The following is a 23,313-nucleotide window of genomic DNA, read 5'->3' as shown; positions in this document are numbered from 1 at the left end:
CGACACTAGTTCGGTGTCGCATCAGCGAAACCGAATGGTCGTCGCAGTGACCAATATGGGCAGTGCGTATCGACTTAACGAACCGAGTGGGCAAGGATCGATTCACGAGTTTCCGCGGAAGGAAACCACGACATGACAACACTGCTGGTTGTTCTCATCGTGTGGACGGTGCTTTCGATCCCGGTGGCACTGATCCTGGCACGCATGTTTCGGTCCAGCCGCGCGCAAGCGCGGGACTGGGGAATGCTGAGCCCGCAGCGTGGAGATCAGGAAGAGCTAACCGAATTCGATCGCCGCGCACACGAAATCGCTTATCGCCACCGCACTTCGGGAGATGACACGCGAAGAGTTTTCCCACCTCGTTGACGGTCCCCGGAGGCGGTGGGCCAAGATGGACCCCGTGCCGCAACCGGATCCCGATCTGCTCATAGATTTCAGCGACGTCACCGTCCGACGTTCCGGACATACCCTGGTCGGTCCGGTCACCTGGCAGGTGGAATTGGACGAACGCTGGGTGGTGCTCGGCCCCAATGGCGCCGGCAAGACCTCCCTGCTGCGCATGGCCGCGGCCGAGATGCACCCCACCTCCGGTGTCGCCAACCTACTGGGGGAGACGCTGGGCCGCACCGATATCAATGAACTACGCCCGCGCATCGGGATCTCCTCGGCGGCCATCGCCAGCCGGGTGCCGCTCGACGAGCGGGTCGCGGATCTGGTGGTGTCGGCCGGGTACGCGGTGATGGGGCGGTGGCGGGAGCGCTACGACGACATGGATACCGACCGTGCGGTCGACATTCTGGAAAGCCTGGGCGCGGAACACCTTTCCGATCGCACCTACGGCACCCTCTCCGAGGGTGAGCGCAAACGGGTGCTCATCGCCCGGGCACTGATGACCGATCCGGAACTGCTGCTGCTCGACGAACCCGCCGCGGGCCTGGATCTGGGCGGCCGCGAGGAACTGGTGGAACGCCTGGGCGATCTGGCCGCCGATCCGGACGCGCCCGCCACCGTGCTGGTCACCCACCACGTGGAGGAGATTCCGCCCGGCTTCACCCACGCCATGCTGCTCAACGAGGGCAGCGTGGTGGCACAGGGACTGCTCACCGACGTACTCACCTCCGAGAACCTGAGCGAGGCGTTCCGGCAATCGATTCAGCTGGACCGCATCGACGGCCGCTACTTCGCCCGCCGCAGCCAGCGCTTCGGCCGCCACAGGAATCGCTGACCCGCCAAGCTCTCTCGCGAAACCCGGTGGTTTCCGGCAAACCCAGTGATCTCCGGCAAACCTCGGCGCGCTGCGATTGCATCCGGCACGGCACACGGGCAAACTGTCCGCAACTGCCGCGTACGGAGGGAGCAGGGCGTGGACCGGAGTACCCGGGCGACCGCCATTCGAAGAATCGGCGCAATCTCGATTCGGAGCATCGGTGCGGTCGCGATACTCGCCATCGCCTTCGTCGCGACCGCATGCGTGGCCGATCCACCGGCTGCCCAGCAGGTTCCGCGCTCGCACGCCGCGGAGACGCTCGGCAAGGCCGCGGTCCCGGCGGATCTGAACGGACAGACGGTGCAGCTCAGCTATAACACCGGATCGGGCGGCACCATTGCCTTCGCCACCGACGGCCGCTCCCTCACCTACACCGCCGCGGGCACCGGGCGGCAGACCAGCACCCCGGTCGCGATCGAGCCCATCGAGGCGGGCATCTTCCTGGTTACCTGGACCGACGACACCGGCGCGGTGGTCAGCCAGGTGCAGGACTATCGCACCGGCAAGGTCGAGGGCACCTGGACCCGCCGCGACGCCAGTGGCCAGGCCGTGATCGAAACCCGCACCGGATCAGTCCATTTGACGGACTGACCGGCGGGCGCACCGCTGTTCGGGGTGGTGAACGCCGCCGCTTCGGGCGGCGAAACCGATTCGGTGGTATCGCTTAGCCGAGGCAACAGTTATGGTCCGACTGTGAGCGAAGCAATTGCCCAGCCCGAATCCCAGCCCGCCGCCGCGCCCGTCAAGGACGCTTCCACGGTGATGTTGATGCGCGACGGAGCGCACGGGCCCGAGGTGTTCCTGCAGCGTCGAGTCGGCGGCATGGCCTTCGCGGCCGGTATGACCGTTTTTCCCGGCGGCGGCGTCGACGCCTCGGACGCGTCCATCGCCCTGGACTGGGCCGGACCCGAAGCCGCCTGGTGGGGAGAGCGTTTCGGCATCGACGCGGGCCGCGCGCAGGCGCTGGTGTGCGCGGCGGTCCGCGAGCTGTTCGAGGAGTGCGGGGTGCTGCTGGCGGGACCGACCGCGGACACCGTGGTCGGCGACGCCTCCGTCTACGCCGAGGCGCGCGGGCAGCTGGAACGCCGCGAACTGTCCTTCGCCGAATTCCTCACCCGCGAGAACCTGGTGCTGCGCGCCGATCTGCTGCGGCCCTGGGACAACTGGATCACGCCGGTGATCGAGCCGCGCCGCTACGACACCCGCTTCTTCGTGGGTGTCCTGCCCGAAGGACAGCTGGCCGACGGCGCGACCTCCGAGGCCGAGGTCGTCACCTGGTGCACTCCGGCCGAGGCCATCGACCGCTGGCATCAGGGAGTGGACGTGCTGCTGCCGCCCACCTGGACCCAGCTCGCGGCCCTGGGCGAATTCGCCTCCACCGCCGAGATTCTCGCGGCCGAGCGCACCATCGCGCCGATCATTCCGGTGTACGACCCGTCGGGTGGCGGTCCGGCCCTGGCCTTCCCGAACGCCGACCGCTACTTCGCCGAACTGCCCGACAACTCGCGCATTCGCGGCTCGCAGCGACCGGAGTGAGCCGAGTTCGATACCCCGGCTAGGGTGATCGGCTGTGGCCGAATTCGTGACCGTGGACCGGGGTGTGGCGCAGGGGATTGCCGTCCTGCGCATCGCGCGCCCGCCGCTGAATCTGATCGATCTCCAGGTGGCGTTGGAGGTAGCGGGTGCGGCCGAGGAGATCGCCGCGGATCCCGGAATCTCCGCCGTGGTGGTCTACGGCGACGAGCGGGTTTTCTCCGCCGGTGACGAAATGGCCGAGCTGGCGAAGTTCACCCCCGAGCAGGCGCAGGCCATGGTCGCGGATTTCCAGTCGGCATTGAACTGCCTGGCCCGGCTGCCCCAGCCGACCGTCGCCGCCATCAGCGGATACGCCCTGGGCGCGGGCCTCGAACTGGCGCTGGCCGCCGACCGCCGCGTCATCGGCGACAATGTGAAACTCGGCCTGACTCAGATCAAGGCCGGTCTGATTCCGCTGGCCGGGATCCGCCGCCTGAGCCTGCTGATCGGCCCGTCGCACGCCAAGGATCTGGTCTACAGCGGCCGCTTCGTGGATCCGAAGGAGGCCGCCGCGCTCGGTCTGGTCGACGAGGTCGTCGCCCCCGACGATGTCTTCGCCGCCGCCCTGCGCTGGGCCGAGCAGTTCACCGGCGGCCCGCGGCTGGCTCTGGCGGCCGCCAAGCGGGTGTTCGAGGCGGGCACGCACGGCCACGATCGCGCCCGCCGCGAGTGGGCCGAGCTGTTCGGCACCGAAGATCAGCAGGTTGGAACACGTTCCTATTTGGTCGACGGTCCGGAAGCGGCCCGGTTCACCGGCCGTTAAGCGGCCCGATAACACCGTTCACCGGGGTATTCATTAGGCTGCCCTGCATGACAGTTGGTCCTGAAGACCCCGCGCCGAACCCGCACGCCACCGAGGCGGAGGTCCAGGCCGCATATAGCGACAACAAGCTGGCCCAGGTGCTGTACCACGACTGGGAGGCCGAGACCTACGACGACAAGTGGTCGATCTCCTACGACGAGCGCTGCATCGAATACGCGCGCGGTCGTTTCGACGCCGTCGCCCCCGCCTCCGAGGTGCCCTACGACCGGGCCCTCGAACTCGGCTGCGGCACCGGCTTCTTCCTGCTGAACCTGATGCAGGCGGGGGTGGCCAAGCGCGGTTCGGTCACCGACCTGTCGCCGGGCATGGTCAAGGTCGCCACCCGCAACGGTCAGAACCTGGGCCTGGACGTGGACGGCCGGGTCGCCGACGCCGAGACCATCCCGTACGAGGACGACACCTTCGACCTGGTCGTCGGCCACGCCGTGCTGCACCACATCCCCGATGTGGAGCTGGCGCTCAAGGAATGCCTGCGGGTGCTCAAGCCGGGCGGGCGCTTCGTGTTCGCGGGTGAGCCGACCACCATCGGCAACCTGTACGCGCGCAAGCTGGGGCAGCTCACCTGGAAGATCACCACCAACGTCACCAAGCTGCCGTTCCTCTCCGACTGGCGTCGCCCGCAGGAGGAGCTCGACGAGTCCTCCCGCGCCGCCGCCCTCGAGGCCGTCGTCGACCTGCACACCTTCGACCCGGCCGACCTGGAGCGCATGGCCACCAGCGCCGGTGCGGTCGACGTGCTGGCCAAGACCGAGGAATTCGCCGCCGCCCTGTGGGGCTGGCCGGTGCGCACCTTCGAGGCCGCCGTCCCCGACGAGAAGCTGACCTGGCGCTACCGCATGGCCCAGTACAAGGCCTGGCTCGCCTTCTCCGCCCTCGACGAGAAGGTGCTGCGCCACGTGGTGCCCCGCCAGTTCTTCTACAACGCCATGATCACCGGCGTGAAGCCCGGCATCGCCGCCAAGTAGGCCCACCCCCACGAATCCCCGTGGCCTACACCTTCTCTCACGACGACATCGCCTACCTCGCCAGTGCCGCCGGCGCGGCCGCCCTGGCGCAGGTGGGCGATTTCGCCCTCACACCCGCCACCCTCCTCAAGGACCTCGAGCGACTGCGCCGCACCCACGGCGACCACGCCCCGGCCCTGGTCGAAACGGTCCGCCTCCGCCGCCGCGCCACCGCCAAACTCGATGGCGCACAGGACTGGTTCTTCACCGACGACGCCCTCCAGCAGGCGACCCCGTCGGCCGTCGCCCGCCACCGCGCCCAGCGCCTCACGGGCCGCGCCGTCCACGACGTCACCTGCTCCATCGGCGCGGAGCTGTCCGCCCTCGCCGAAACCTGCCCCGCCGTCATCGGCAGCGACCTCGACCCGGTCCGCCTGGCCATGGCCGCCCGCAATCTCGCTCGATCGCGAAATGTGCTGCTGGCCAAGGCCGATGCCCTCGTTCCGTGCAGCATCGCGGACGTCGTGATCGCCGATCCCGCGCGCCGGGCCGACGGACGCCGCACACATGATCCGGCGAAACTGCAACCGCCGCTGCCGGACCTGCTGAGCGCGTACGCCGGGCGGGATCTCGCCGTGAAGTGCGCTCCCGGACTGGATTTCGACAGGCTCGGGTGGGCGGGGGAGATCGAGGTCGTCTCGCTGGACGGTGCGGTGCGCGAAGCCTGCCTGTGGTCATCGGGGTTGGCGGAGTCCGGTGTCACTCGCCGGGCCACCGTCCTGTCGTCGGCGGCCGATCCCTGGACGCTCACCGATGCCGATCCCGACCACATCCCCGAGCGTGAGCCGGGGGAGTGGATCATCGACCCCGATGGCGCGGTCGTGCGCGCGGGTCTGGTTCGTCACTACGCCGCGAAACACGGTCTGTGGCAGTTGGATCCGCGCATCGCCTACCTCACCGGCGATCAGTTGCCCGAGGGGGTGCGCGGTTTCCGCGTCCTCGACCGGATGGAGTTCCGGGAGAAGCCGCTGCGCGCCGAATTGCATCGGCGCGACTGCGGCCCCCTGGAGCTCCTGGCGCGCGGCGTGGACATCGATCCGGACGCGCTCCGCAAACGCCTCAAACCGCGCGGCTCCCAACCTCATACGCTGGTTGTCACCCGAATCGGCAGCACGGCAACGGTTTTCCTCTGCGCTACGCCCTGACCGCCCGGCTCTGGTCGGTTCAACCCTGGTAGGTGGCGTGGGTGGGGCGCATGACCAGGACGCCGCGGTCGGGGTGATCGCCGACCGGTTCGGTGTAGGGCAGGCCGTAGCGCTGGGCCAGGACATCGAAGAACTCGCCCTCCGGGTCGTGTCGATGCGTTCGATGACGCCGCGGACCTCGAGGTAGCGGTAGGGAGACTCCGGGTCGTTGATGCTCACCGCCACGTGGGGGTCATGAGAAGTGTTGCGGTGCTTGGCTCGGGTGGTGGTCGTGGTGAAGCGGAGGAATTCGCCGTCCCAGATCTGCCAGATCGGGGTGACCTGCGGGGTCCCATCGGGATTCAGGGTAGCGAGGTGGCCGAAGAGCGGGCGGGTGAGCAGGTCGGTGTACTTCGCGGGGATGACGGTCATGGGGTGCTCCTTCAGAGCTGGGAGATCTCGACGATGCGGAAGCCGGCGGGGGTGCCGGTGCCGTAGGGGCCGTTCTTGTCGAATTGGGAGACCGTGATCAGTGCCCGGTCGCCGGTGTGCGCGATCGCGGTGGGGATGTCGAGGGCGGGGTCCGTGACGCGGTGGCGGGGTTCGGCTTTCGTGCCGTCGGCGGTGAGCTGCCAGCGGGAGACGGCATTGCCCTTGTTGTGGACCACCCAGAGCGTGTCCGCGTGCAGTTCGAGTCCGTCGGCGTCGAGTGCGTCTCCGCCGGTGAGCGTGACACGGTGTACGACCGGCTGCGGTTCGGTCGTGACCCGGTACAGGTCGCCGTCGGTCATGTCGGCCACGATCAGGTACTCGCCCGCGTCATCGGCGGCAATCCCGTTGAGGGTCATGGGGTTCCGTGCGGCCGGATCCTTCGTCGCGCTGAGGTCGGCGTAGTCCCGCAGGGTGCCTCCCTGTCCGCCGTGGGCCAGGGCGTCGGCGAGCTGCTCCGCTCCGACGCGGTAGACCACGTTGCGCACGTGGTCGATGACCCAGAGTCGGCCGTTCGCGTCGACCTTCACCCCGTTGGCCGTCGTGCGGCCGTCCGCACCGGCCGGGAGAAAGGTCTCCGCCGCGGTGGTGCCGGGCCTGCCCCGATACACCGTGCCGGTGCGGAACGAGCTCGCGTAGATGTCCCCGGTGCGCGGATCGACGGCGATGCTCTCCGGATACGCGCGGTCGGGCAGTTCATACGCACCCCGCACGCCTGGCACCGCAATGTCCTCGAGGCCCGGCTCACCGACGCCGGTCGAAAGGTCATGCACGCCGCCGACAAACGGGCGGTCCCGGTGGAACGCGCCCTCGCCGCCGAATTCACCGACGCCGAGCGCGAAGCGCTGATGGGCATGCTCGAACGTGCCGTGCAGGTACTCGATTCGGTGCGGCCGGACTGATCGGGTTCCGCTGGACTGATTCGGTACCGTATGTCGGCGCGCTGCTCGATCGCGGCTGGATCGTCGAGGACGCGGCGAGCCGGTACGCGCTCACCCCGGCGGGCATCGACGCGCACGCGAAACTGTTCGCGCGCATCCAGATTCAACGCACCGCCGCCACCGAGGGCCTCAGCGCCGACGACTACCGCACGCTGCTGGATCTCCTGCGGCGCGTATCGGCCAATGTCGACGCCTTCGCGCAAACTCTGCGTTGACCGTCCGCGCAGCACCGCGAGCTTCCCGTAGGACTTCTCGAGACCGCGCACGCGGATCGCCGCGGCGGGAATCGATGCGGTCGTCATGATTCGCCTCCCTCCTGGAAGAGCCGTTCCTCGCCATGAGGAAGGCTCCCGAAATCAGGATGGAGGGTTGACCCAGGGGCAAGGTCAAGCGTGAAATCGCGCCCGCTATTTCTCGGGCTTGAAGACGAACAGCTCGCCGATGCGGGTGGTCACCACGACCTCGCCCTTGTCGCCCACCGCGGTACCGACGGTGGTGCCCTCCGCGCCCGGCAGCTCATTGGACTGCACGGTCGCGCCCGTGCGGGTGTCGAAGGTGACCAGGGTCAGCTTGTCGCCGATCGGCGCGACCGTGTACCCGGTGCCGCCCGCGGTCTGCACCGGCCGCCCCCGCAGCTCCAGATCCTTACGCTCCCAGGCGATCTCGGCGCTGTCGCCCTTGTCGCGCAGCGCGACCAGGTGCCCCTCGTCGCCCGCGGGCACCAGCAGCCCGTCGGCCACCGAGATCCCGCCGCGCGCCGGGAAACCGAGGTCCTGCGTCCATTTGGTGCGCCCGGTCGCGGCGTCCACGGCGATCAGCCGGTTCGTATTGTCGCCGACGTAGACGGTGTTCCCGTCCGCCGAGAGCGCCGGGCTGGTGGCGCTGCCCTCGTTGAGCATCTTCGCGTCCCAGTCGACGCGGACTACCTTGCCGTCGTAGGTGAGTGCGAGCAGCGCCGCGGTGCCGTCGCCGGGCTTCCACAGCGTCGCGTAGAACCGTCCCGACTTCTGGTCCACCGCCGACACATTCGCGACCGGGCACTGCGGCCCGCCGGTCGCGCAGTCCTCCAGACCCTGGCTGTCCGGCGGGCGGTTCAGCGACGGATTGGCCAGGAAATCCGGTTCACCGAGCAGCTGGAAGGTGGGGACCTCGCGTTCGCCGGTCTGCCGCGCGAGCACGTCGATCTGCCCGGACTGCGTCACGGACAGGACCTTTCCGTCGCCGGTGAACTGCACCGACACCGGCGTCCCCGCCGCGGGCGTGCGCCAGCGCGGCTGACCCAGATTATTGAAGGAGTTCACCGCGCCGTCGTCGCCGACATAGATATTGCCGGTGCCGTCCACCGCCGCGCCGCCGTCGATGGCGCTGGGACCCAGCGGATTGCAGAAGCGCTTGCGGCCGGTCGGCATCTGGAACGACAGAATGTTGCACGCGGCGGTGCGGGTGGTGACGTACAGCTGCCCGTCGCCGCCCACCATGACCGGCTGCGCGACCGGACCGCCCACCGGCCGTGACCAATTCAGCGCCAGCTTGCGCGATCCGGTCACCGGGCTGGACCCGCTGTTGTGGGCGTCGCGGAAGGCCAGCGGCCAGCCCTTGCCGGGCCCGACGCCGATATCGTCGACCTTGGTGCTGCCGTAGGTGCACGCGCTGAGCGTGAATAGCCCGGCCGCCGCGGTGGCCAGCACCTTGGCCCCGGTCCGGGTCCGTCGTTCACGTCCGGTCTGCCGCCTGCCGTTTCGCACCTGCTGGTGTCCCTTCTGCCAGTACGGAAGTCTGTAGATTTACCCCGGGCCGCTACAGCCGGAGCACAGCCTACTTTCACGCCCCGCGAAGGGGACGGATACCCTCATCGAAACGACCGGTGAACACAGGGAGCAGTACGTGACGAGCATGTGGGGCGCACCGCTGAGCGCGCGTTGGCGGGGTTCGCGCCGCCGGGATCCGGAGCAGGCCCGTTTCCTCACCCCCGCCTCGCTCAAGTGGGTGCTCGCCAACCGCGCGTACACGCCCTGGTATCTGGTCCGGTACTACCGGCTGGCCAAGTTCAAGCTGGCCAACCCGCACGTGGTGTTGCGCGGCATGGTGTTCCTGGGCCGCAATGTGGAAATCCACGCCACCCCCGAACTCGGGCGTCTCGAGATCGGCCGCTGGGTGCACATCGGCGACGGCAATGCCATTCGCTGCCACGAGGGTTCGCTGCGCATCGGCGACAAGGTGGTGTTCGGCAAGGACAATGTCGTCAACACCTACCTCGATATCGAGATCGGCGAATCCACCCTGGTCGCCGACTGGTGCTACATCTGCGACTTCGACCACGTCACCGACGACATCAATATGCCCATCAAGGATCAGGGCATCGTGAAGTCCCCGGTCCGGATCGGCCCCGACACCTGGATCGCCGCCAAGGTCACCGTGCTGCGTTCCACCCTGGTCGGCCGCGGCTGTGTCCTGGGCGCCCACGCGGTGGTCAAGGGCGACATCCCCGACTACTCCATCGCCGTCGGCGCCCCCGCCAAGGTCGTCAAGAACCGCAAGGTCACCTGGGACGACGCCGCCGAGAAGCGCGCCGCCCAAGCCGCCGCCCTCGCCGACATCGAACGCAAGAAGAACGGCGTCACCGCCTCCTGATTCCGTCACCCCGCGCAGGTAGCTTCTAGCCCATGCACAGCTACGCCGCCTTCCTGCGCGGGATCATGCCCTCCAACCCCAATATGCGCGGCGAAAAACTCCGCGGCGTCTTCGAGGGCCTCGGCTTCGAGAAGGTGAGCACCCTCCTCTCCAGCGGCAACGTCGTCTTCCAAACCCGCGAGTCGAACGTCCCCGCCCTGGAATCCAAAATCCAGCAGGCGCTGAACACCGAACTCGGCATCCCCGGCGGCACCCTCATCCGCACCCGTTCCCAACTCCAAACCCTGGTCGACTCCGACCCTTTCGCAGGCCTCACCCACTGCCGCGAGACCTACCTCGTCGTAACCTTCCTCCGCGAGACCCCCAACTCCCTCCCGAATTTCCCCGCCGACGACACCGGCACCGTCCGCATAATCCGCTTCGACCCCGAAGCCGCGGCCCTCCTCTCGGTAATCGACAACACCAACCCCAGCACCACCAACTTCATGGCCGTAGTCGAAAAGACCCTCGCCAAAGACATCACCACCCGAACCTTCCTCACTGTCCAGAAGGTGCTGAAGAAGATGGATGCTTGATCTATTTCGCTCTGCGGAGTCGGAATCACCGCGCTAGCGTGAGCCCGTGACTCGCGGATTTCGAGCTGTGCTGACCGGTTTGGCGTCCGTCGCGCTGGTGGGAGCGTGCACCGCGACCGCACATGCGACGCCGTCGAGCGGGATCACCGCGGTGATCCTGTCGCAGACCACCATCGGCGGCAACGAATACATTCTGCGTGAGATCACCATTGCGCCAGGGGGTTCCACGGGGTGGCACTATCACGACGGCGCCTTGTACGCGTATGTGCGGCAGGGGCAGACCGCCCACTATGACTCGACCTGTGCGGTGGATCAGACCGGTGGGCCGGGTACCGCGTTCGTAGAGCGGGCCGGAACCGGCAATGTTCATATCGAACGGAATCTCGGCAGCGAACCGCAGATTCTCGACGTGTTGTATGTGCTGCCCGCGGGCAGTCCGCTTGCCGAGGACGCCTCGAACCCGGGCTGCGACTTCAACTGACGCCTACCCGGTTACAGTGCCGCGCAGATGGCTACGACTCGTCTCGGAAGAGCTCGTCCACCTCGACGGCGGTCGTGGCCACGTCCAGCCAATTCAGCAGACGCTCGGAATCCGCACAGGACATGATCCGCGTGCGTGCGTCGGCGGATACGGCGATTCCGCGGCGATCGAGAGTGTGAAGAACGGCCTGGGCGAGCCCTTCGGTACGTCCTTCTACGAGCCCTTCGCTGCGGCCCTGGGCACGGAGGCGTTGGGATGTCTCGGAGCGGAAGAATGAGAGGTCCACGGTCATCAACTGTCTCCGGGGTTGCCAGCCGGGCTCTTGCCCAGTCCGAGTTCGGTGAGTTCGGCGAAGATCAGGGCGTCGTCCTCGTCGATCTTCTGCAATGCGGTGGCAAGCGTCTTCAGTATGTCACCGATATTCGCATCGTTGGCGTGAGTGATGGCGGAGAGAGTGGTCAGCGGGATGTCGTTGACAGCGTCACACACATCGGTCACCGGAGCGACGTTGTGCGGGCCCAAGACCAGAGGGTGCACGACGAGGCTGGTCCACTGGCGCGGGCCGATGCGAAGCGGCCCTGTGGCCCAGGCTGCGGTCGCGGTGTCCTGACAGACGACAAGCAGGACCGGATGCAGATCGTACTTCGCATACACGTGCGCAAGGTAGTAGGCCCACGAGCTCGGCTTCCGCTTGTCGTCGCGGCCTTGAGCCTCTACCAACAGGAGGAACGGTCCCTCGTCGGTGTCGACGCGCAGTAGCGTGTCCACGCGTCGTTCCAACGGCTCGATCTCGGTCAGGTCGTTCGGCAGCAAGGCGACCGAAAGGGGTTTGGGGAATGGGAGATTCAGCGCGGTGAAGGCCCGCTCGAATACCTCGGGATGGCTCTGGAAGAGCCGATGCATCGCCTCGTGCTTCGAACTGACCATCTGCTGACGGTATGACCATGAATCGAAAATATGTCCGAACCGGATGAGCTGGTCCGAACTCGCCCGATTCACCGCCCGGGTCGGCGGGCCCCGGGCACGATTCAGTACGGCTGGTTCGGATCCCGTTCCGGCAGTGGGCGTTCCGAGATGGCGGGGCGGCCCAGTGGAGTGCGGACGCGGCGCTTGGCGGACTGGTAGACCAGGGCGGTCTCCTGTGCGACCACGTCCCAGGCGAAGTCGGCGGTCAACCGTTCGCGGGCGGACCAGGCGCGGTCCTGGGCGGCGGCCGGGTCGTCGAGGACCGAGATGACCGCTTCCGCAACGCCGTTCACGTCGGCCGGTTCGAAGGACGCGCCGGTGACGCCATCGGTGACCAGGTCGCCGAGACCGCCCGCGGTGGAGGGGACCAGTGGGGTGCCCGCGGCGGCGGCTTCCAGGGCCACGATGCCGAAAGGCTCGTAGCGCGAGGGCAATACGATCGCGTCGGCGCTGTGCAGCCAGCCGAGGAGGTCGGTGTGGTCGAGCTTGCCGACGAAGCTGACGGCGCGGGCCACGCGGTGGGCGCGGGCACGCTCACGGAGCCAATCGAATTGGGTGCCGATGCCCGCGACGGTCAGAGTGGTGCCGGGGTGGGCCTTGCGGATGCGGGGGAGGGCGGCGATGGCGTCCTGGATGCCCTTCTCGTATTCGAGGCGGCCGACGTAGAGCAGACGCGGCGGGCCTGAGCGGGGGGCGCGCTCGCGGAAGGTCCACGCGCCCACGTCGATGCCGTTGCGGATCACCGTCATCGGGACGCGTTCGGCACCGTAGAGCCGGTGCACCTCGTCCTTCATGGACTCCGAACACGTGATGAGCGCGTCGGATTCGTGCGCCAGCCACCACTCGACCGAATGCACCTGACGGTTCACCCGCCCCGAGACCCAGCCGGAATGCCGTCCGGCTTCGGTGGCGTGAATGGTGGAAACCAAAGGCACGTCGTAATACTCGGCCAGCGTGATGGCCGGGTGCGCCACCAGCCAGTCGTGGGCGTGCACGACGTCGGGCGTCCAGCCCTCGCCGATGCCCGGCTTGTTCAGCGCGATCCCGGCCCGCACCATGGCGTGGCCCATGGCCAGCGTCCAGGCCAGCATGTCCTCGCCGAAGTCGAAGGCGGGCGGGTCCTCGGCGACCGCGACCACCAGTACGCCCTCCTCGATGAAGGAGTGCGTCGGGTGGGTGGTGGCGTCGGTGCCCATGGGCCGGCGCGCCAGCACGACGACTTCGTGCCCGGCGGCGGCCAGTTCGACGGCGAGGTGATGGACGTGGCGGCCCAGCCCACCGACAACAACCGGTGGGTACTCCCACGACACCATCAAGATCTTCATGCGGGTCCTTCTGAGGCGGGGCCGAGCCTGCGCGCGTCGAGCGCGGGGAAGAGTCCGTCGGCCGCGTACCATCCTGCCGCCAACTGCCCCGCTTTGGCGAGTTGCCCGGCGGCAACCGCCGCGGCGATCTCGCGCACTGCGTGGGCGTGCTGATGGGCTCGGTCACGTGCGTACCCGGCCGCGGAATCCTTGGACACCATGAACGCCCAGTCGCTGGAGACGGCGAGAATCGCCTCCCGCAGCAGCTGATCGGCAACGCTGTCGCGCAGCCCGGACGCGTCCACGCGCATCTTGTCCAGGGTGTCCAGCGCCAGCCGCACCACCTCGGCGTTCAGCTCCACCAGATCCGCGACCTGGTCCCCGGCCCACACCCGCCAGTCCTTGCCCGAACCCCAGGAGGAGTCGGCCAATTCGACCGGTTCGCCCACGTAGCCGCGGGCTCGCGCGTCGGCGAGGGTGCCGACGGTGACCCCGGCCTCGGGCAGGGCGCGCAGCACCTGCGCGAGCCACTGCGGGCCCTCGTGCCACCAGTGCCCGAACAGTTCGGTGTCGAAGGCGGCCACCACCAGAGCCGGGCGGCCGATGCGCGCCGACTCCGAGATCAACCGCTCGCGCACCGTCGCCACGAAGTCCGCGACATCCTTCTCGATGGCCGCGGCGGCGAGTTCGGGATCGTAAGGGGCCTTGTCGGGACCGGCGACGGTCTTGCCCGTGACGCGCGCGGGTTTGAGCCCGGTGGCGTGATCGTAGTGATGGAAATCACGGTAGTAGGGCTGCCCCGGATACCCGGATTTCGGCGACCACACCCGATAGCTGACGGTCAGATCCCGCCCGAAGGCGACCACATCCGAATCCCAGACCGGCCGCCCGAGCGTGGTGTCGCCGCGCAGCGCGGGACCGTCCACCATGAAGTGCGAGATGCCGACCCGGTCGTAGGTGCGCTCCATGCCGGGCGTGAATCCGCATTCGGGAGCCCAGATGCCGGCGGGCGTGTGCCCCCACCGCGCCCGCGCGTCCGCGAGTCCCTCGACCAGCTCGTACTCCCGCAGCCGCGAGTCCAGCAGCGGCTGGAACGGATGCGAGAGCGGACCGCCCAGCAGCTCGATGGCCTCGGCGTCGATGAGTTCGCGCCACACCGGCGAGGCCCCGTGCATCCACCGCGTCTCGAAATCGTCCAAGGCCGCATCGGCGAGCCGATGTTCGTGCCCGCCGAGCGCGGTATTGCCCGCCATGGACGCCTCGTCCGCGCGCAGCCGCCAGTTCCCCAGCCAGTGATGCATACCCTTCAGACAGTGCGGATCGTCCAGCTGCGCGGCCAGCACCGGCGTGATCCCCAGGCTGAGCAGATGCGAACGACCTTCGGCCGCAAGGGTTCTCAAGACCTTCGCGACGGGCAGGTACGACGCCGCCCACGACTGGTAGAGCCACTCCTCGCCGACCGGCCAGCGCCCGTGATGGGCCAGCCACGGCAGGTGCGAATGCAGCACCAGCGTGAACTGGCCCGGCACCTGGGAAGCGTTGTCGCTCACGGCTTCACCGCTGTGACTCACGGCTTCACCGCGATGGCCAGCAGATCCAGGCTGGCATCGATATCCCGCTCGGAGTCGGCGACCAGCTCGAAATCGTCGATGCGCACGGCAGCCACATCCGCCGCCAGATCCGCGGGCCACGGCTCGCCCGCGAGCGCCCGTTCGATCTGCGCGTCGATGATCGACCCGCCCCACTTCCGGTCCAGCGCCACGAGTTCGGGGCCGTGGAAGATCCCCGCCATCAATTCGACGGTGAAACCGGCCTCGGCGAGAAGTTCGGTCATCTCCGCCGCGTTCAACTCACGGGTGTGGAAAGGGTTGAGCGGCGTGTCGCGCCCCGGCGAGAAGGTGATCCGGTTCGGCGTCGAGATCAACAGCTTGCCGCCGGGCCGCAGCACCCGCAGGCACTCGCGCAGGAACTGCGACTGATCCCAAAGGTGCTCGATCACTTGGAAGTTCACCACGATGTCGACCGAGGCGTCGGCGAGCGGCAGTTCGGCCAGATTGCCCTGCACCATCTCCACCCGCGGGTACTTGGCGCGCACGTGCGCGACCGCGCTGTCGTCATAGTCCAGGCCCGTGACCTGCGCCGCGACGCCCGCGATCATGTTGGCCCCGTAGCCTTCTCCGCTGCCCGCCTCCAGCACGACCTGGCCCGCGCACTGCTCGAGCATCCGCACGTAAGCGATCTCGTGCCGCCGGAACCAGTAGTTTTCCTCGGCGATGCCGGGCACGGTCCGCTCACCGGTCAAAGGCAGGGGATCGGTGGGGTTTTCAACAGGACTCACGGCGTCACTCACCGCTCCGACGTTAGCGGTTGCGCATATCACACCCGCGACCGGATCAACCGATGCAGAAACTCACACCGTAAGTTACCCACGAGTAACTTAACGTAGGGTAATCTCCCGAACGAGCTACTTGTGGACGTACGGCGAACGATCGTGCGACCGCCACCCCAGTGCCACCAGAACAGGAGGTCGACGAAGACCCATGCCGAACATCGTCGTACTGATCAAGCAGGTTCCCGACACCTGGTCCGAGCGCAAGCTCTCCAGCGGGGACTTCACGCTCGACCGCGAGGCCGCCGACGCCATCCTCGATGAGATCAACGAGCGCGCCGTCGAAGAGGCGCTGTTGATCAAGGAGGCGCAGGGCGGCGAGGTCACCGTGCTGGCCGCCGGTCCGGAGCGGGCCACCGAGGCCATCCGCAAGGCGCTGTCCATGGGCGCCGACAAGGCCATCCACATCAAGGATGACGCCATCCACGGCTCCGACGCCGTGCAGACCGCCTACATCCTGGCCGCCGCGCTCGGCCAGATCGAGGGCATCGAACTGGTCATCGCGGGCAACGAGGCGACCGACGGTCGCGCCGGTGCCGTTCCGGCCATCATCGCCGAGTACCTGGGCCTGCCGCAGCTGACCCACCTGCGCAAGCTGACCGTCGACGGCGAGCGCATCGCCGGCGAGCGCGAGACCGACGAGGGCGTGTTCAAGCTCGAGGCCACCCTCCCGGCCATCGTCTCGGTCACCGAGAAGATCAACGAGCCGCGCTTCCCGTCCTTCAAGGGCATCATGGCCGCCAAGAAGAAGGAAGTTCAGACCTTCACCCTGGCGGATCTGGGCGTCGACCCGGAGACCGTGGGCGTTGCGAACGCCGGCACCCAGGTGACCGGTGTGACCCCGAAGCCGGCGCGCACGGCGGGCGAGAAGATCGTCGACGAGGGCGAGGGCGGCAACCAGATTGCCACCTACCTGGTCGGCCAGAAGATCATCTAAGTCCCCCGGGCACAACGACTTTCAGGAGAAGGAAAAATGGCAGAAGTACTGGTGCTCGTGGAGCACGCTGACGGTGCGCCCAAGAAGGTGACCACCGAACTCCTCACCGCCGCGCGTTCGCTCGGCACCCCGGCCGCCGTCGTGGTCGCCGCCCCCGGCACCGCCGACAAGCTGGGTGACGCCCTGGCCGCCGCCGGCGCCGAGAAGATCTACGTCGCCGAGGGCGACGACGCCGAGGGCTTCCTCGTCACCCCCAAGGTCGACGCGCTGGCCGCCCTGTCCGAGTCCGCCGCCCCGGCCGCGATCCTGGTCGCCGCCACCGCGGAGGGCAAGGAGGTGTCGGGTCGCCTGGCCGCCCGCATCGGTTCCGGTCTGCTCATCGACGCCATCGCCGTGAACGGTGACGGTTCGGTGCAGCACTCCATCTTCGGTGGCGCGTTCACCGTGGACGCCAAGGCCACCGGCGACGTGCCGGTGATCTCGGTGCGCCCGGGAGCCATCGAGGCCGCCCCGCAGGCCGCCGCCGGCGAGAAGGTCGCCGTCGAGCTGGCCGCGCAGGAAGAGGGCGTCACCAAGGTCGTCTCGCGTGAGCCGAATGTGGGCGGCGACCGCCCCGAGCTCACCGAGGCCGCGATCGTGGTCTCCGGTGGCCGTGGCGTCGGCTCGGCCGACAACTTCGGCAAGGTCGTCGAGCCGCTGGCCGACGCCCTCGGTGCCGCCGTCGGCGCTTCGCGTGCCGCCGTCGACTCCGGCTACTACCCGGGCCAGTTCCAGGTCGGCCAGACCGGTAAGACGGTCTCCCCGCAGCTGTACATCGCCCTCGGCATCTCCGGCGCCATCCAGCACCGCGCCGGCATGCAGACCTCGAAGACCATCGTGGCCGTCAACAAGGACGAAGAGGCCCCGATCTTCGAGATCAGCGACTACGGCATCGTCGGCGACCTGTTCAATGTCGCCCCGCAGCTCACCGAGGCCGTGAAGGCCCACAAGGGCTGATGCCCCCGCGGTGAAACGCAATTGAATGTCCCCCGGCCGGAATGGCCGGGGGACATTCGTTTTGTGCGGGGGTCGGAGTTCCTGCGCGACCTAGGTTTGGGGGCCAACGCCCCTGCCGCTGACCGACATGCCCGCGACCCCGGTGGCCACCGACACCGCGGACTCTGGTTCCACGCTGACCGGCAGCGCGTCGCAGAGCGCTCAATCGCTGAGCTTGCTGTGGTGCGTGCTGACCAACCCCCACTGCTGGAGTGCCGGGGCACACGTCGGCTAGCTGCGGTTGCCCGGGCGGCGGCGGTCGGGCACGCTGAGCCGGTGCGTGGGCGATTCGATCCTCGGCGACGGCGGGCCGAGGAGCCGGTCGCCAAGAAGGCTGATGATGTGGCGGGGCTCGGGTCCGATGCTGCCGAGCTGACCGCGATCGTGGCGGCGCTGCATTTCGATCTGGCCGAATGGCTGGGCTCGGACGCGCCGCTCAAGGTGTTCGACCGGATCTCCGGGGCGCTGGACGAGCAGTTCACCTCGGTGGTGACGACCGGGCAGGCGGTGGATCGGGAGACCTTCCTCTCCAGCCTGTGGTCCGCTCGAAATGTGCTGGCAGGAGTGCGGATCGAGGTCTCCGAAGGCTCGGAGGTCGCGCGCAGCGGCCAGTTGATCGTCGTCCGGTTCATCGCCGAGAACCGGGTGGGCGACGCCCGGACCGGTCGCCGGACCGTCACCGCCGCGCTGGTCACGGACGGCCGCACCCACCTCTGGCGCACCGTCCACGAGACCCCCCTCCCCGAGGTGCCGCAGTCGGCGACATCGCCCGAACCCGTCGGCTCACCGGCAGCCGAAATCGATGCGCCGCAGGAGGCTGTGGTCTCCGGTTCGGCCAGTGCGGAAGCCACCGACGCGGCTACCGGAGCAGGCGAGAACGGTGACGGGAGCGAGACCGCAGCCGCCCCGGAGTCACCGGAGGAGCTCCGATCCACCGACGAAGACGTCGCCGGGGCCGAAGCGGACGTCGCCGGGGCCGAAGAAGACGCGGCCGGAGGCGAGGAGGATGTGGCGGCGACCGAGCCGGAGGTCGTCGATGCGGTACCTGAACCGGCCGCCGGCGTCCGTGGTGGAGACCTCGACGACCTGGCGGGCGAGCTGGTGGCGCTCGGATTCGTCAGTGCCGAGCAGGTATTCGGGGCGGGTGGCGAGGACGGCGGCCGAGCGGGTGCCGACGCTGCGGAATAGGCCGTGTCCGGGTGGGCCCACGGAACTCGGGGCCCTCGGGAGACACGAACCAGTCCGTTCGCCGGGTGGTGCGAGGCTGCGGCAAGCTGGGCCGATGGAGATCTCACTGCCGCCCGACGTTGCCGAGAACATCGCGGAGAGTTTCGCGGGCCGCGGGCCGCGGTGGCTCGCGGCACTTCCCGGGGTGGTGGAGCGGCTGTGCGCGGTGTGGGGATTGGAGGTCGTCGGCGCGAGCTTCGGTGGTGGCACCCATTCCTGGGTCGCGCCGGTGCGGCGCGCGGACGGTTCGGTTGCCGTGCTGAAGGTTCCGGTGGTCGATGAGGAGAACTGAGGGGAGCCGACCGGGCTGTACTGCTATGGCGGGGACGGGGCGGTGCGGCTGTACGAGTTCGATCCGGAGACCGGTGCGATGCTGCTCGAGTGGGCGCGGCCGGGGACGGAATTGCTGTATCAGCCGGGGTTTCCGAGTCTCGAGGGGCGCGCGGAGAATATCGGGAGGGTCGAACAGGCGTGCGGGTTGTACCGGCGGCTGCGGCGGGAACCGGTCGCGGTGCCGGAGGGGTTTCCGGAGTTGCCGACCGCGGCGGGGATGGTCGCGGAGTGGGAGCGGATGTTCGGCGAGCCGGAAGCCGAAGTCGCCGAGGTGATTCCGGCTCGGCTGCTGGCGGGGGCCGCTCAGCGCTGTGCCGAGCTGGCGGTGCCGGACGGGCCGTTGCTGGTGGTCAACAGGGATACCCATCTGGGCAATGTCGTTGCGGCGGAACGGGAGCCGTGGCTGCTCATCGATCCGAAGGCGTATCTAGGGGAGGCCGCGTTCGATGCCGGGTTCCTGGTGATGATCCAGGTGCAGAGCGATCCGGCACCCGAGCATGCCGGGGTGGTGGTCGGGCGGACGGCCGCGGCGCTGGGGGTCGATGCCGATCGCGCCCGCGCCTGGGCGTTCATGAGGGCGATGGAGGAAATCGCCTGGGCCGTCGAGGACGAGGAGCCCGAGGATCTGCGGCTGCACCGCGCGGTCGCGACCGCCCTGGCGTGATCGGCGAATCCGGCCTGATTGCCGAAAGTTATTGCCGCCCATGTTGTTCGCGTGCGGCCCGGCGGCGGTTCCCGTCCCGCTGCACGAGCACGCCCACCGTGGTGGGGATGAACAGCGCCAGTCCCCACGGCACGGCCACCCAGATCGGCCAGAAGTAGCCCATGCCGGTGGCCAGCCAGATCACCAGGCACAGCGCGTTCACGAAAACCCATGGCGTCCACATGATCTTGACCCAGACCGGGACGCTCGCCGGATCGGTCACGGCGGCCCGGCCGGGGGCCCGTGGCACCGGCAGGTCGGACAGGATCGGCGTGAGTTCCCCGTAGGTCTTGGCCGAATACACCTGCTGCAGCCGGGAATCGAATTCGTAGAGCGTGATCCGCCCCTCGTCCATGGCCACCCGTAGCCGGTCGACGATCTGTTCGCGGTCCTTGTCGGAGGCCCGCATGCTGTCCTGCCCCACGATCTCAGCCTAGGACGGCGTGGCCGCGCGTGCCTACCCAATCGCGTGGCGGCTCAGGAACAATGCAGCGCGGCGAGCAGGGTGGTGACGATCGGGGAGGTGCGGCCCTCGCTGCGGGTCACGGCGGAGACCGGGATGCGCAGCGGGTGATCGGAGAGGCGGAGGGTGGCGATGCCCTCGGTCTGGCTGTCGGCGTAGAGGATGGTCCAGGCGTCGGGGCGGTTGATCAGTTCCATGGTGGCGGTGTGGTCGGGCGGGATGGGCGGGCCGAAGACCGGTCCGGTGGGGAGGTCGGCGAACGCGCCGCAGACGACGTTGTGCAGCAGCACCTGTTCGGACTCCGGCGGGAGCAGCAGGGGATAGGCCCCCAATTCGGCGAGGGTGACGTCGCCGCCGCGCTGGACGAGGGGGTGCGAGGTGGAGGTGCCGATGACCGGATCCTCGACCCAGAGCTGTTCGACGGTCAGCCCCGGCTGGTCCACGCTGCCCCGGATGAGAGCAAGATCACAGTCGCCGTCGGCTACGGCCTGAATGCGCTGGCGGAAGGGCTTGATGACGAATTCGATCTCCGCGCCCGGATGCGCCTCGCGTGCCGCGGCAATGGCGGAGAGCGATCTTGTTGCGAAGCTCATATTGGCCGCCAGGCGAATTCGTGGTCCGGAAGCCCGTACAGCTGCGCGAATGGCGGATTCCAGGCTCAGCATTTGCTTCGCAAGAGGAAGTAGCCGGGTGGTCGCATCGGTGGGTACGACCGATCTTGTCGAGCGCTCGAAGAGGTTCACGCCGAGGTCGCGTTCCAGCCGGGCGATCTGATGGCTGATGGCCGACTGCGAGATGAAGCAGCGGCTCGCGGCCCGGCTGAAGCTCAGCTCCTCGCAGACCGCCACGAAGTAGGCCAGTTGGCGCAGCTCCATGGCATCTCTCCAATTCATGATCAACGTAGATAAGAGTCATCTTGATTATGCGCCCTGACCCCTGGAACAAGCGCGTTCCGAATCACGGTTAGTCATGACAGAAGGGAGCAGTCATGTACAACGTGGAGGCGGAGATCGAAACCGCCGATGTCGTCATCGTCGGATCGGGCTTCGGTGGGCTGGCCGCCGCGAAGCAGTTGAACAAGTCGGGGATCCGCTACGTCCTCATCTCGGGTACCCCCGAGCATCTTTTCCAGCCGCTTCTCTATCAGGTAGCGACCGGTGTGCTGGCCTCGGACGAGATCGCCCCACCCATCGCGAATATTCTCCGGAATCACAAGCAGGGCGAGACCCGTCTGGGCAAGGTGACCGCGGTCGACGCTCCCAACGCGATCCTCACCTACGAAACCCCCGAGGGCCCGCGCAAGATCCGCTACGGCAAGCTCATCGCGGCCACCGGCGCTAGCCAGTCCTACTTCGGCCGCGACGATTTCGCGGACAAGACCTTCTCGCTCAAGACCATCGACGACGCCCGCGCCCTGCGCGCGCAGATCGAGCGGGTCTTCGAGCAGGCGAAGACCGCCGACCCGGAGACCCGTCGCCGCCTGCTCAGCTTCGTGGTGGTCGGTGCGGGCGCGACCGGCGTCGAGGTCGCCGGTCAGCTCAAGGAACTCGCGAAAAGGTATTTCCACCTGGAGGATTCGGTCACTCTCGTGGAGGGTGCGGGGGTCGTGCTGCCGCCCTTCGGCGGTCGGCTCTCGGAGTATTCGAAGCAGTCGCTGGAGAAGAGCGGCGTGGAGGTCCTGGTCGACACCTTCGTCACCGATATCGACGACGGCAAGGTCACCGTCAAGAGCAAGGACGGCGTGGAGCGCGGCATCGCCGCCGAGACCGTGGTGTGGTCGGCGGGCGTCGCCGCGGGCGCCTTCGCCCAGGTCCTGGCCGAGGCCACCGGCTGTGAAACCGATCGCGCCGGACGCCTTCTCATCAATCCGGACTGCACCGTCGGCGGCCACGCCGACATCTTCGCCATCGGCGACATGACCTTCCTCAACGGCTACCCGGGCCAGTCGCCGGTCGCCATGCAGGAGGGCCGCCACGTGGCCGACATCATCCGCGGCAAGACGGCCGCCGCGACTCCGTTCAAGTACTGGGACAAGGGTTCGATGGCGGTGATCAGCCGATTCGCCGCGGTCACCAAGATCAATGACAAGGTGAAGTTCACCGGCTTCCTGGCCTGGGTCACCTGGCTGGCGGTCCACCTGTTCTACCTGGTCGGCTTCCGCAACCGCTTCGCCGCGGTGGCGTCGTGGCTGGTGGCCTTCATCGGCAGCGGCCGCCCCGGCTTCAACGAGGTCGAAAAGAGCGCCGCGGCAAAGGATTCGGATCGGCAGCGACTAGCCGCCTGATCCACGCGTGCCAGCGGGCCGCCCGGTTCTCGGACCGGGCGGCTTTTTCTTTGTCCCCGGGACGTCCGGTAGGTGCGCCGGGCCGGGCGGGCTAACCTGCGAATATGTCTGTTCCAACAACCAGATTGCTGGTGCTCGCGGTGGTGCGGCTGCTGCAACCCGTGCACGGCTACGACGTTCGCCGCGAATTGCTGTCCTGGGACGCGGACAACTGGGCGAATGTGAAGCCCGGCTCGATCTACAGCGCGCTGAACACGCTGGAACGCGACGGGCTCATCTCGGTGGAGGGCGTCGGGCAGGAGGGGGCGCGGCCGGAGCGGCGGACGTATCGGCTGACGCCGGAGGGAGAGAAGGAATTCGGCGAGATGCTGCGGGTGTCGCTGTTCTCGGCGGACCTGCTCAAGCACCCGTATTTCGCGGCGGTGGCGCTGTTTCCGCATGCGCCCAAGGACGAGGTGGTGGCGGCGTTGAACAGCCGGATCCTGAAGTTCGAGGCGGATCTGGTGTATCTCGACCACGAGGTGGAGCGGATTCTGGCGGGCAGCGGGGATCCGCGCGAGGCGACGCCGCATCACGTGGCCGATTCGATTCGATTGGCGGCGGCCCATGTTCGCGCCGACCTCGAATGGTCACGTCAGACCCTGCACCGGATCGAGGCCGGTGAGCTCGATGCCTGGTCGGGGACCATGGGCGGTGCTCCAATCCCGCCACCGATCAGCTAATCAAGTTTTAATAGTCAAGCTTGACTAATCGGGTGGTCGT

28 protein-coding genes and 1 pseudogene are annotated in these 23,313 nt (G+C 68.1%); 19 read left to right on the top strand and 10 right to left on the bottom strand.

All coding sequences use genetic code 11. The annotated features are described in order from the left end of the window. Positions 1–132: 132 nt before the first annotated feature. From NS2_RS12575 to NS2_RS12545, 7 genes are all read left to right on the top strand, one after another. Positions 133–366: a hypothetical protein gene (locus NS2_RS12575; protein ID WP_143161237.1), complete on the top strand. Its 234-nt coding sequence runs from the start codon at positions 133–135 to the stop codon at positions 364–366. A gap of 25 nt (positions 367–391) precedes the next feature. Beyond that, on the top strand, positions 392–1,225 hold the full coding sequence (locus NS2_RS12570; protein ID WP_033087151.1) for an ABC transporter ATP-binding protein: 834 nt from the start codon (positions 392–394) through the stop codon (positions 1,223–1,225). 138 nt (positions 1,226–1,363) lie between these two features. After that, positions 1,364–1,858, top strand: coding sequence for a MoaF-related domain-containing protein (locus tag NS2_RS12565; protein WP_052086230.1), 495 nt, complete (start codon positions 1,364–1,366; stop codon positions 1,856–1,858). 171 nt (positions 1,859–2,029) lie between these two features. After that, positions 2,030–2,803, top strand: coding sequence for an NUDIX hydrolase (locus NS2_RS12560; RefSeq protein WP_155239874.1), 774 nt, complete (start codon positions 2,030–2,032; stop codon positions 2,801–2,803). A 34-nt stretch (positions 2,804–2,837) separates the two neighbouring features. Further along, positions 2,838–3,605 carry an enoyl-CoA hydratase-related protein gene (locus NS2_RS12555; protein WP_033087148.1) on the top strand — a complete coding sequence of 256 codons (768 nt, stop codon included), beginning with the start codon at positions 2,838–2,840 and terminating at the stop codon, positions 3,603–3,605. A 47-nt stretch (positions 3,606–3,652) separates the two neighbouring features. Continuing rightward, complete coding sequence (locus NS2_RS12550) at positions 3,653–4,630, top strand: class I SAM-dependent methyltransferase (RefSeq protein WP_033087147.1); 978 nt, start codon at positions 3,653–3,655, stop codon at positions 4,628–4,630. A 20-nt stretch (positions 4,631–4,650) separates the two neighbouring features. Further along, the gene (locus NS2_RS12545) at positions 4,651–5,814 is read left to right on the top strand and encodes a THUMP-like domain-containing protein (protein WP_033087146.1); all 1,164 of its coding nucleotides are present in this window, start codon (positions 4,651–4,653) and stop codon (positions 5,812–5,814) included. 19 nt (positions 5,815–5,833) lie between these two features. Here the strand turns inward: NS2_RS12545 and NS2_RS12540 are convergent. Next, positions 5,834–6,225 (bottom strand): annotated as a pseudogene (locus NS2_RS12540) (PPOX class F420-dependent oxidoreductase). Positions 6,226–6,236: 11 nt separating this feature from the next. Beyond that, on the bottom strand, positions 6,237–6,995 hold the full coding sequence (locus NS2_RS12535) for an SMP-30/gluconolactonase/LRE family protein (protein ID WP_145961799.1): 759 nt from the start codon (positions 6,993–6,995) through the stop codon (positions 6,237–6,239). Between the two features lie 54 nt (positions 6,996–7,049). On the opposite strand from NS2_RS12535, the gene NS2_RS37415 reads away from it, so the two are divergent. Further along, positions 7,050–7,184, top strand: coding sequence for a hypothetical protein (locus NS2_RS37415; RefSeq protein ID WP_256255346.1), 135 nt, complete (start codon positions 7,050–7,052; stop codon positions 7,182–7,184). Between the two features lie 446 nt (positions 7,185–7,630). On the opposite strand, the gene NS2_RS12530 is transcribed toward NS2_RS37415, so the two are convergent. After that, a complete protein-coding gene (locus NS2_RS12530; RefSeq protein WP_228102471.1) occupies positions 7,631–8,968 on the bottom strand; it encodes an outer membrane protein assembly factor BamB family protein in 1,338 nt (445 codons plus the stop codon). A 148-nt stretch (positions 8,969–9,116) separates the two neighbouring features. Between NS2_RS12530 and NS2_RS12525 the strand changes: the two genes are divergently transcribed. The 3 genes from NS2_RS12525 to NS2_RS12515 are packed head-to-tail and all read left to right on the top strand — an operon-like array spanning position 9,117 to position 10,910. After that, a complete protein-coding gene (locus NS2_RS12525) occupies positions 9,117–9,854 on the top strand; it encodes an acyltransferase (protein WP_036547441.1) in 738 nt (245 codons plus the stop codon). Positions 9,855–9,886: 32 nt separating this feature from the next. After that, positions 9,887–10,429 (top strand): DUF1697 domain-containing protein, encoded by a 543-nt coding sequence (locus tag NS2_RS12520; RefSeq protein ID WP_033087144.1) that lies wholly within the window; start codon positions 9,887–9,889, stop codon positions 10,427–10,429. 46 nt (positions 10,430–10,475) lie between these two features. Further along, complete coding sequence (locus tag NS2_RS12515; protein WP_231992994.1) at positions 10,476–10,910, top strand: cupin domain-containing protein; 435 nt, start codon at positions 10,476–10,478, stop codon at positions 10,908–10,910. Between the two features lie 31 nt (positions 10,911–10,941). Here NS2_RS12515 and NS2_RS37410 read toward each other — a convergent pair whose 3' ends face one another. The 5 genes from NS2_RS37410 to NS2_RS12495 all read right to left on the bottom strand — a co-directional run bounded on the left by NS2_RS37410 (position 10,942) and on the right by NS2_RS12495 (position 15,530). Beyond that, complete coding sequence (locus NS2_RS37410; RefSeq protein ID WP_228102470.1) at positions 10,942–11,202, bottom strand: hypothetical protein; 261 nt, start codon at positions 11,200–11,202, stop codon at positions 10,942–10,944. Beyond that, positions 11,202–11,837, bottom strand: coding sequence for a hypothetical protein (locus NS2_RS12510; protein ID WP_228102469.1), 636 nt, complete (start codon positions 11,835–11,837; stop codon positions 11,202–11,204). Before NS2_RS12510 ends, NS2_RS37410 begins: the two co-directional genes overlap by 1 nt. 101 nt (positions 11,838–11,938) lie before the next feature. Continuing rightward, positions 11,939–13,201 (bottom strand): glycosyltransferase family 4 protein, encoded by a 1,263-nt coding sequence (locus tag NS2_RS12505; RefSeq protein ID WP_033087143.1) that lies wholly within the window; start codon positions 13,199–13,201, stop codon positions 11,939–11,941. Continuing rightward, a complete protein-coding gene (locus NS2_RS12500) occupies positions 13,198–14,730 on the bottom strand; it encodes a 1,4-alpha-glucan branching protein domain-containing protein (protein WP_033087142.1) in 1,533 nt (510 codons plus the stop codon). The genes NS2_RS12505 and NS2_RS12500 overlap by 4 nt, the downstream gene beginning before the upstream one ends. Positions 14,731–14,747: 17 nt before the next feature. Beyond that, entirely contained in the window at positions 14,748–15,530 is a 783-nt protein-coding gene (locus tag NS2_RS12495; RefSeq protein WP_235263949.1) for a class I SAM-dependent methyltransferase, read from the bottom strand. Between the two features lie 190 nt (positions 15,531–15,720). Here NS2_RS12495 and NS2_RS12490 point away from each other — a divergent pair, with 190 nt between their 5' ends. The 6 genes from NS2_RS12490 to NS2_RS12475 all read left to right on the top strand — a co-directional run bounded on the left by NS2_RS12490 (position 15,721) and on the right by NS2_RS12475 (position 19,765). Next, positions 15,721–16,506 (top strand): electron transfer flavoprotein subunit beta/FixA family protein, encoded by a 786-nt coding sequence (locus NS2_RS12490; protein WP_033087140.1) that lies wholly within the window; start codon positions 15,721–15,723, stop codon positions 16,504–16,506. Positions 16,507–16,542: 36 nt separating this feature from the next. Continuing rightward, positions 16,543–17,502, top strand: a complete 960-nt coding sequence (locus tag NS2_RS12485) for an electron transfer flavoprotein subunit alpha/FixB family protein (protein WP_033087139.1) — start codon at positions 16,543–16,545, stop codon at positions 17,500–17,502. Positions 17,503–17,629: 127 nt separating this feature from the next. After that, a complete protein-coding gene (locus tag NS2_RS35980; protein ID WP_155240919.1) occupies positions 17,630–17,776 on the top strand; it encodes a hypothetical protein in 147 nt (48 codons plus the stop codon). A 41-nt stretch (positions 17,777–17,817) separates the two neighbouring features. Then, positions 17,818–18,729, top strand: coding sequence for a ribonuclease E domain-containing protein (locus NS2_RS12480; RefSeq protein WP_052086229.1), 912 nt, complete (start codon positions 17,818–17,820; stop codon positions 18,727–18,729). Between the two features lie 94 nt (positions 18,730–18,823). After that, the gene (locus tag NS2_RS37405; protein WP_228102467.1) at positions 18,824–19,060 is read left to right on the top strand and encodes a hypothetical protein; all 237 of its coding nucleotides are present in this window, start codon (positions 18,824–18,826) and stop codon (positions 19,058–19,060) included. 15 nt (positions 19,061–19,075) lie between these two features. Next, complete coding sequence (locus tag NS2_RS12475) at positions 19,076–19,765, top strand: aminoglycoside phosphotransferase family protein (protein ID WP_228102957.1); 690 nt, start codon at positions 19,076–19,078, stop codon at positions 19,763–19,765. A 28-nt stretch (positions 19,766–19,793) separates the two neighbouring features. Here the strand turns inward: NS2_RS12475 and NS2_RS12470 are convergent, their stop codons facing one another. Both NS2_RS12470 and NS2_RS12465 read right to left on the bottom strand, forming a co-directional pair. After that, on the bottom strand, positions 19,794–20,228 hold the full coding sequence (locus NS2_RS12470) for a DUF1707 domain-containing protein (RefSeq protein ID WP_228102466.1): 435 nt from the start codon (positions 20,226–20,228) through the stop codon (positions 19,794–19,796). A 53-nt stretch (positions 20,229–20,281) separates the two neighbouring features. Beyond that, the gene (locus NS2_RS12465) at positions 20,282–21,142 is read right to left on the bottom strand and encodes a LysR family transcriptional regulator (protein WP_033087137.1); all 861 of its coding nucleotides are present in this window, start codon (positions 21,140–21,142) and stop codon (positions 20,282–20,284) included. Positions 21,143–21,255: 113 nt separating this feature from the next. On the opposite strand from NS2_RS12465, the gene NS2_RS12460 reads away from it, so the two are divergent. Both NS2_RS12460 and NS2_RS12455 read left to right on the top strand, forming a co-directional pair. Continuing rightward, positions 21,256–22,551, top strand: a complete 1,296-nt coding sequence (locus NS2_RS12460; RefSeq protein ID WP_033087136.1) for an NAD(P)/FAD-dependent oxidoreductase — start codon at positions 21,256–21,258, stop codon at positions 22,549–22,551. Positions 22,552–22,655: 104 nt separating this feature from the next. Further along, positions 22,656–23,273, top strand: coding sequence for a PadR family transcriptional regulator (locus tag NS2_RS12455; protein WP_147207171.1), 618 nt, complete (start codon positions 22,656–22,658; stop codon positions 23,271–23,273). The last annotated feature ends 40 nt before the right edge of the window (positions 23,274–23,313 follow it).

It is taken from the genome of Nocardia seriolae NBRC 15557, assembly GCF_007990715.1.
Lineage (GTDB): Bacteria > Actinomycetota > Actinomycetes > Mycobacteriales > Mycobacteriaceae > Nocardia > Nocardia seriolae.
Note: the sequence above shows the minus strand (reverse complement) of the source record. Positions and strands in the feature narration are given on the sequence as shown.

Excerpts from the sequence above, each read along its gene's own strand:
- NS2_RS12575 (WP_143161237.1), top strand. The coding sequence starts at position 133 with ATGACAACACTGCTGGTTGTTCTCATCGTGTGGACGGTGCTTTCGATC.
- NS2_RS12570 (WP_033087151.1), top strand. The coding sequence starts at position 392 with ATGGACCCCGTGCCGCAACCGGATCCCGATCTGCTCATAGATTTCAGC.
- NS2_RS12560 (WP_155239874.1), top strand. The coding sequence starts at position 2,030 with ATGTTGATGCGCGACGGAGCGCACGGGCCCGAGGTGTTCCTGCAGCGT.
- NS2_RS12550 (WP_033087147.1), top strand. The coding sequence starts at position 3,653 with ATGACAGTTGGTCCTGAAGACCCCGCGCCGAACCCGCACGCCACCGAG.
- NS2_RS37415 (WP_256255346.1), top strand. The coding sequence starts at position 7,050 with ATGCACGCCGCCGACAAACGGGCGGTCCCGGTGGAACGCGCCCTCGCC.
- NS2_RS12525 (WP_036547441.1), top strand. The coding sequence starts at position 9,117 with ATGTGGGGCGCACCGCTGAGCGCGCGTTGGCGGGGTTCGCGCCGCCGG.
- NS2_RS12520 (WP_033087144.1), top strand. The coding sequence starts at position 9,887 with ATGCACAGCTACGCCGCCTTCCTGCGCGGGATCATGCCCTCCAACCCC.
- NS2_RS37410 (WP_228102470.1), bottom strand. The coding sequence starts at position 11,202 with ATGACCGTGGACCTCTCATTCTTCCGCTCCGAGACATCCCAACGCCTC.
- NS2_RS12510 (WP_228102469.1), bottom strand. The coding sequence starts at position 11,837 with ATGGTCAGTTCGAAGCACGAGGCGATGCATCGGCTCTTCCAGAGCCAT.
- NS2_RS12505 (WP_033087143.1), bottom strand. The coding sequence starts at position 13,201 with ATGAAGATCTTGATGGTGTCGTGGGAGTACCCACCGGTTGTTGTCGGT.
- NS2_RS12490 (WP_033087140.1), top strand. The coding sequence starts at position 15,721 with ATGCCGAACATCGTCGTACTGATCAAGCAGGTTCCCGACACCTGGTCC.
- NS2_RS12485 (WP_033087139.1), top strand. The coding sequence starts at position 16,543 with ATGGCAGAAGTACTGGTGCTCGTGGAGCACGCTGACGGTGCGCCCAAG.
- NS2_RS35980 (WP_155240919.1), top strand. The coding sequence starts at position 17,630 with ATGCCCGCGACCCCGGTGGCCACCGACACCGCGGACTCTGGTTCCACG.
- NS2_RS37405 (WP_228102467.1), top strand. The coding sequence starts at position 18,824 with ATGGAGATCTCACTGCCGCCCGACGTTGCCGAGAACATCGCGGAGAGT.
- NS2_RS12465 (WP_033087137.1), bottom strand. The coding sequence starts at position 21,142 with ATGGAGCTGCGCCAACTGGCCTACTTCGTGGCGGTCTGCGAGGAGCTG.
- NS2_RS12460 (WP_033087136.1), top strand. The coding sequence starts at position 21,256 with ATGTACAACGTGGAGGCGGAGATCGAAACCGCCGATGTCGTCATCGTC.
- NS2_RS12455 (WP_147207171.1), top strand. The coding sequence starts at position 22,656 with ATGTCTGTTCCAACAACCAGATTGCTGGTGCTCGCGGTGGTGCGGCTG.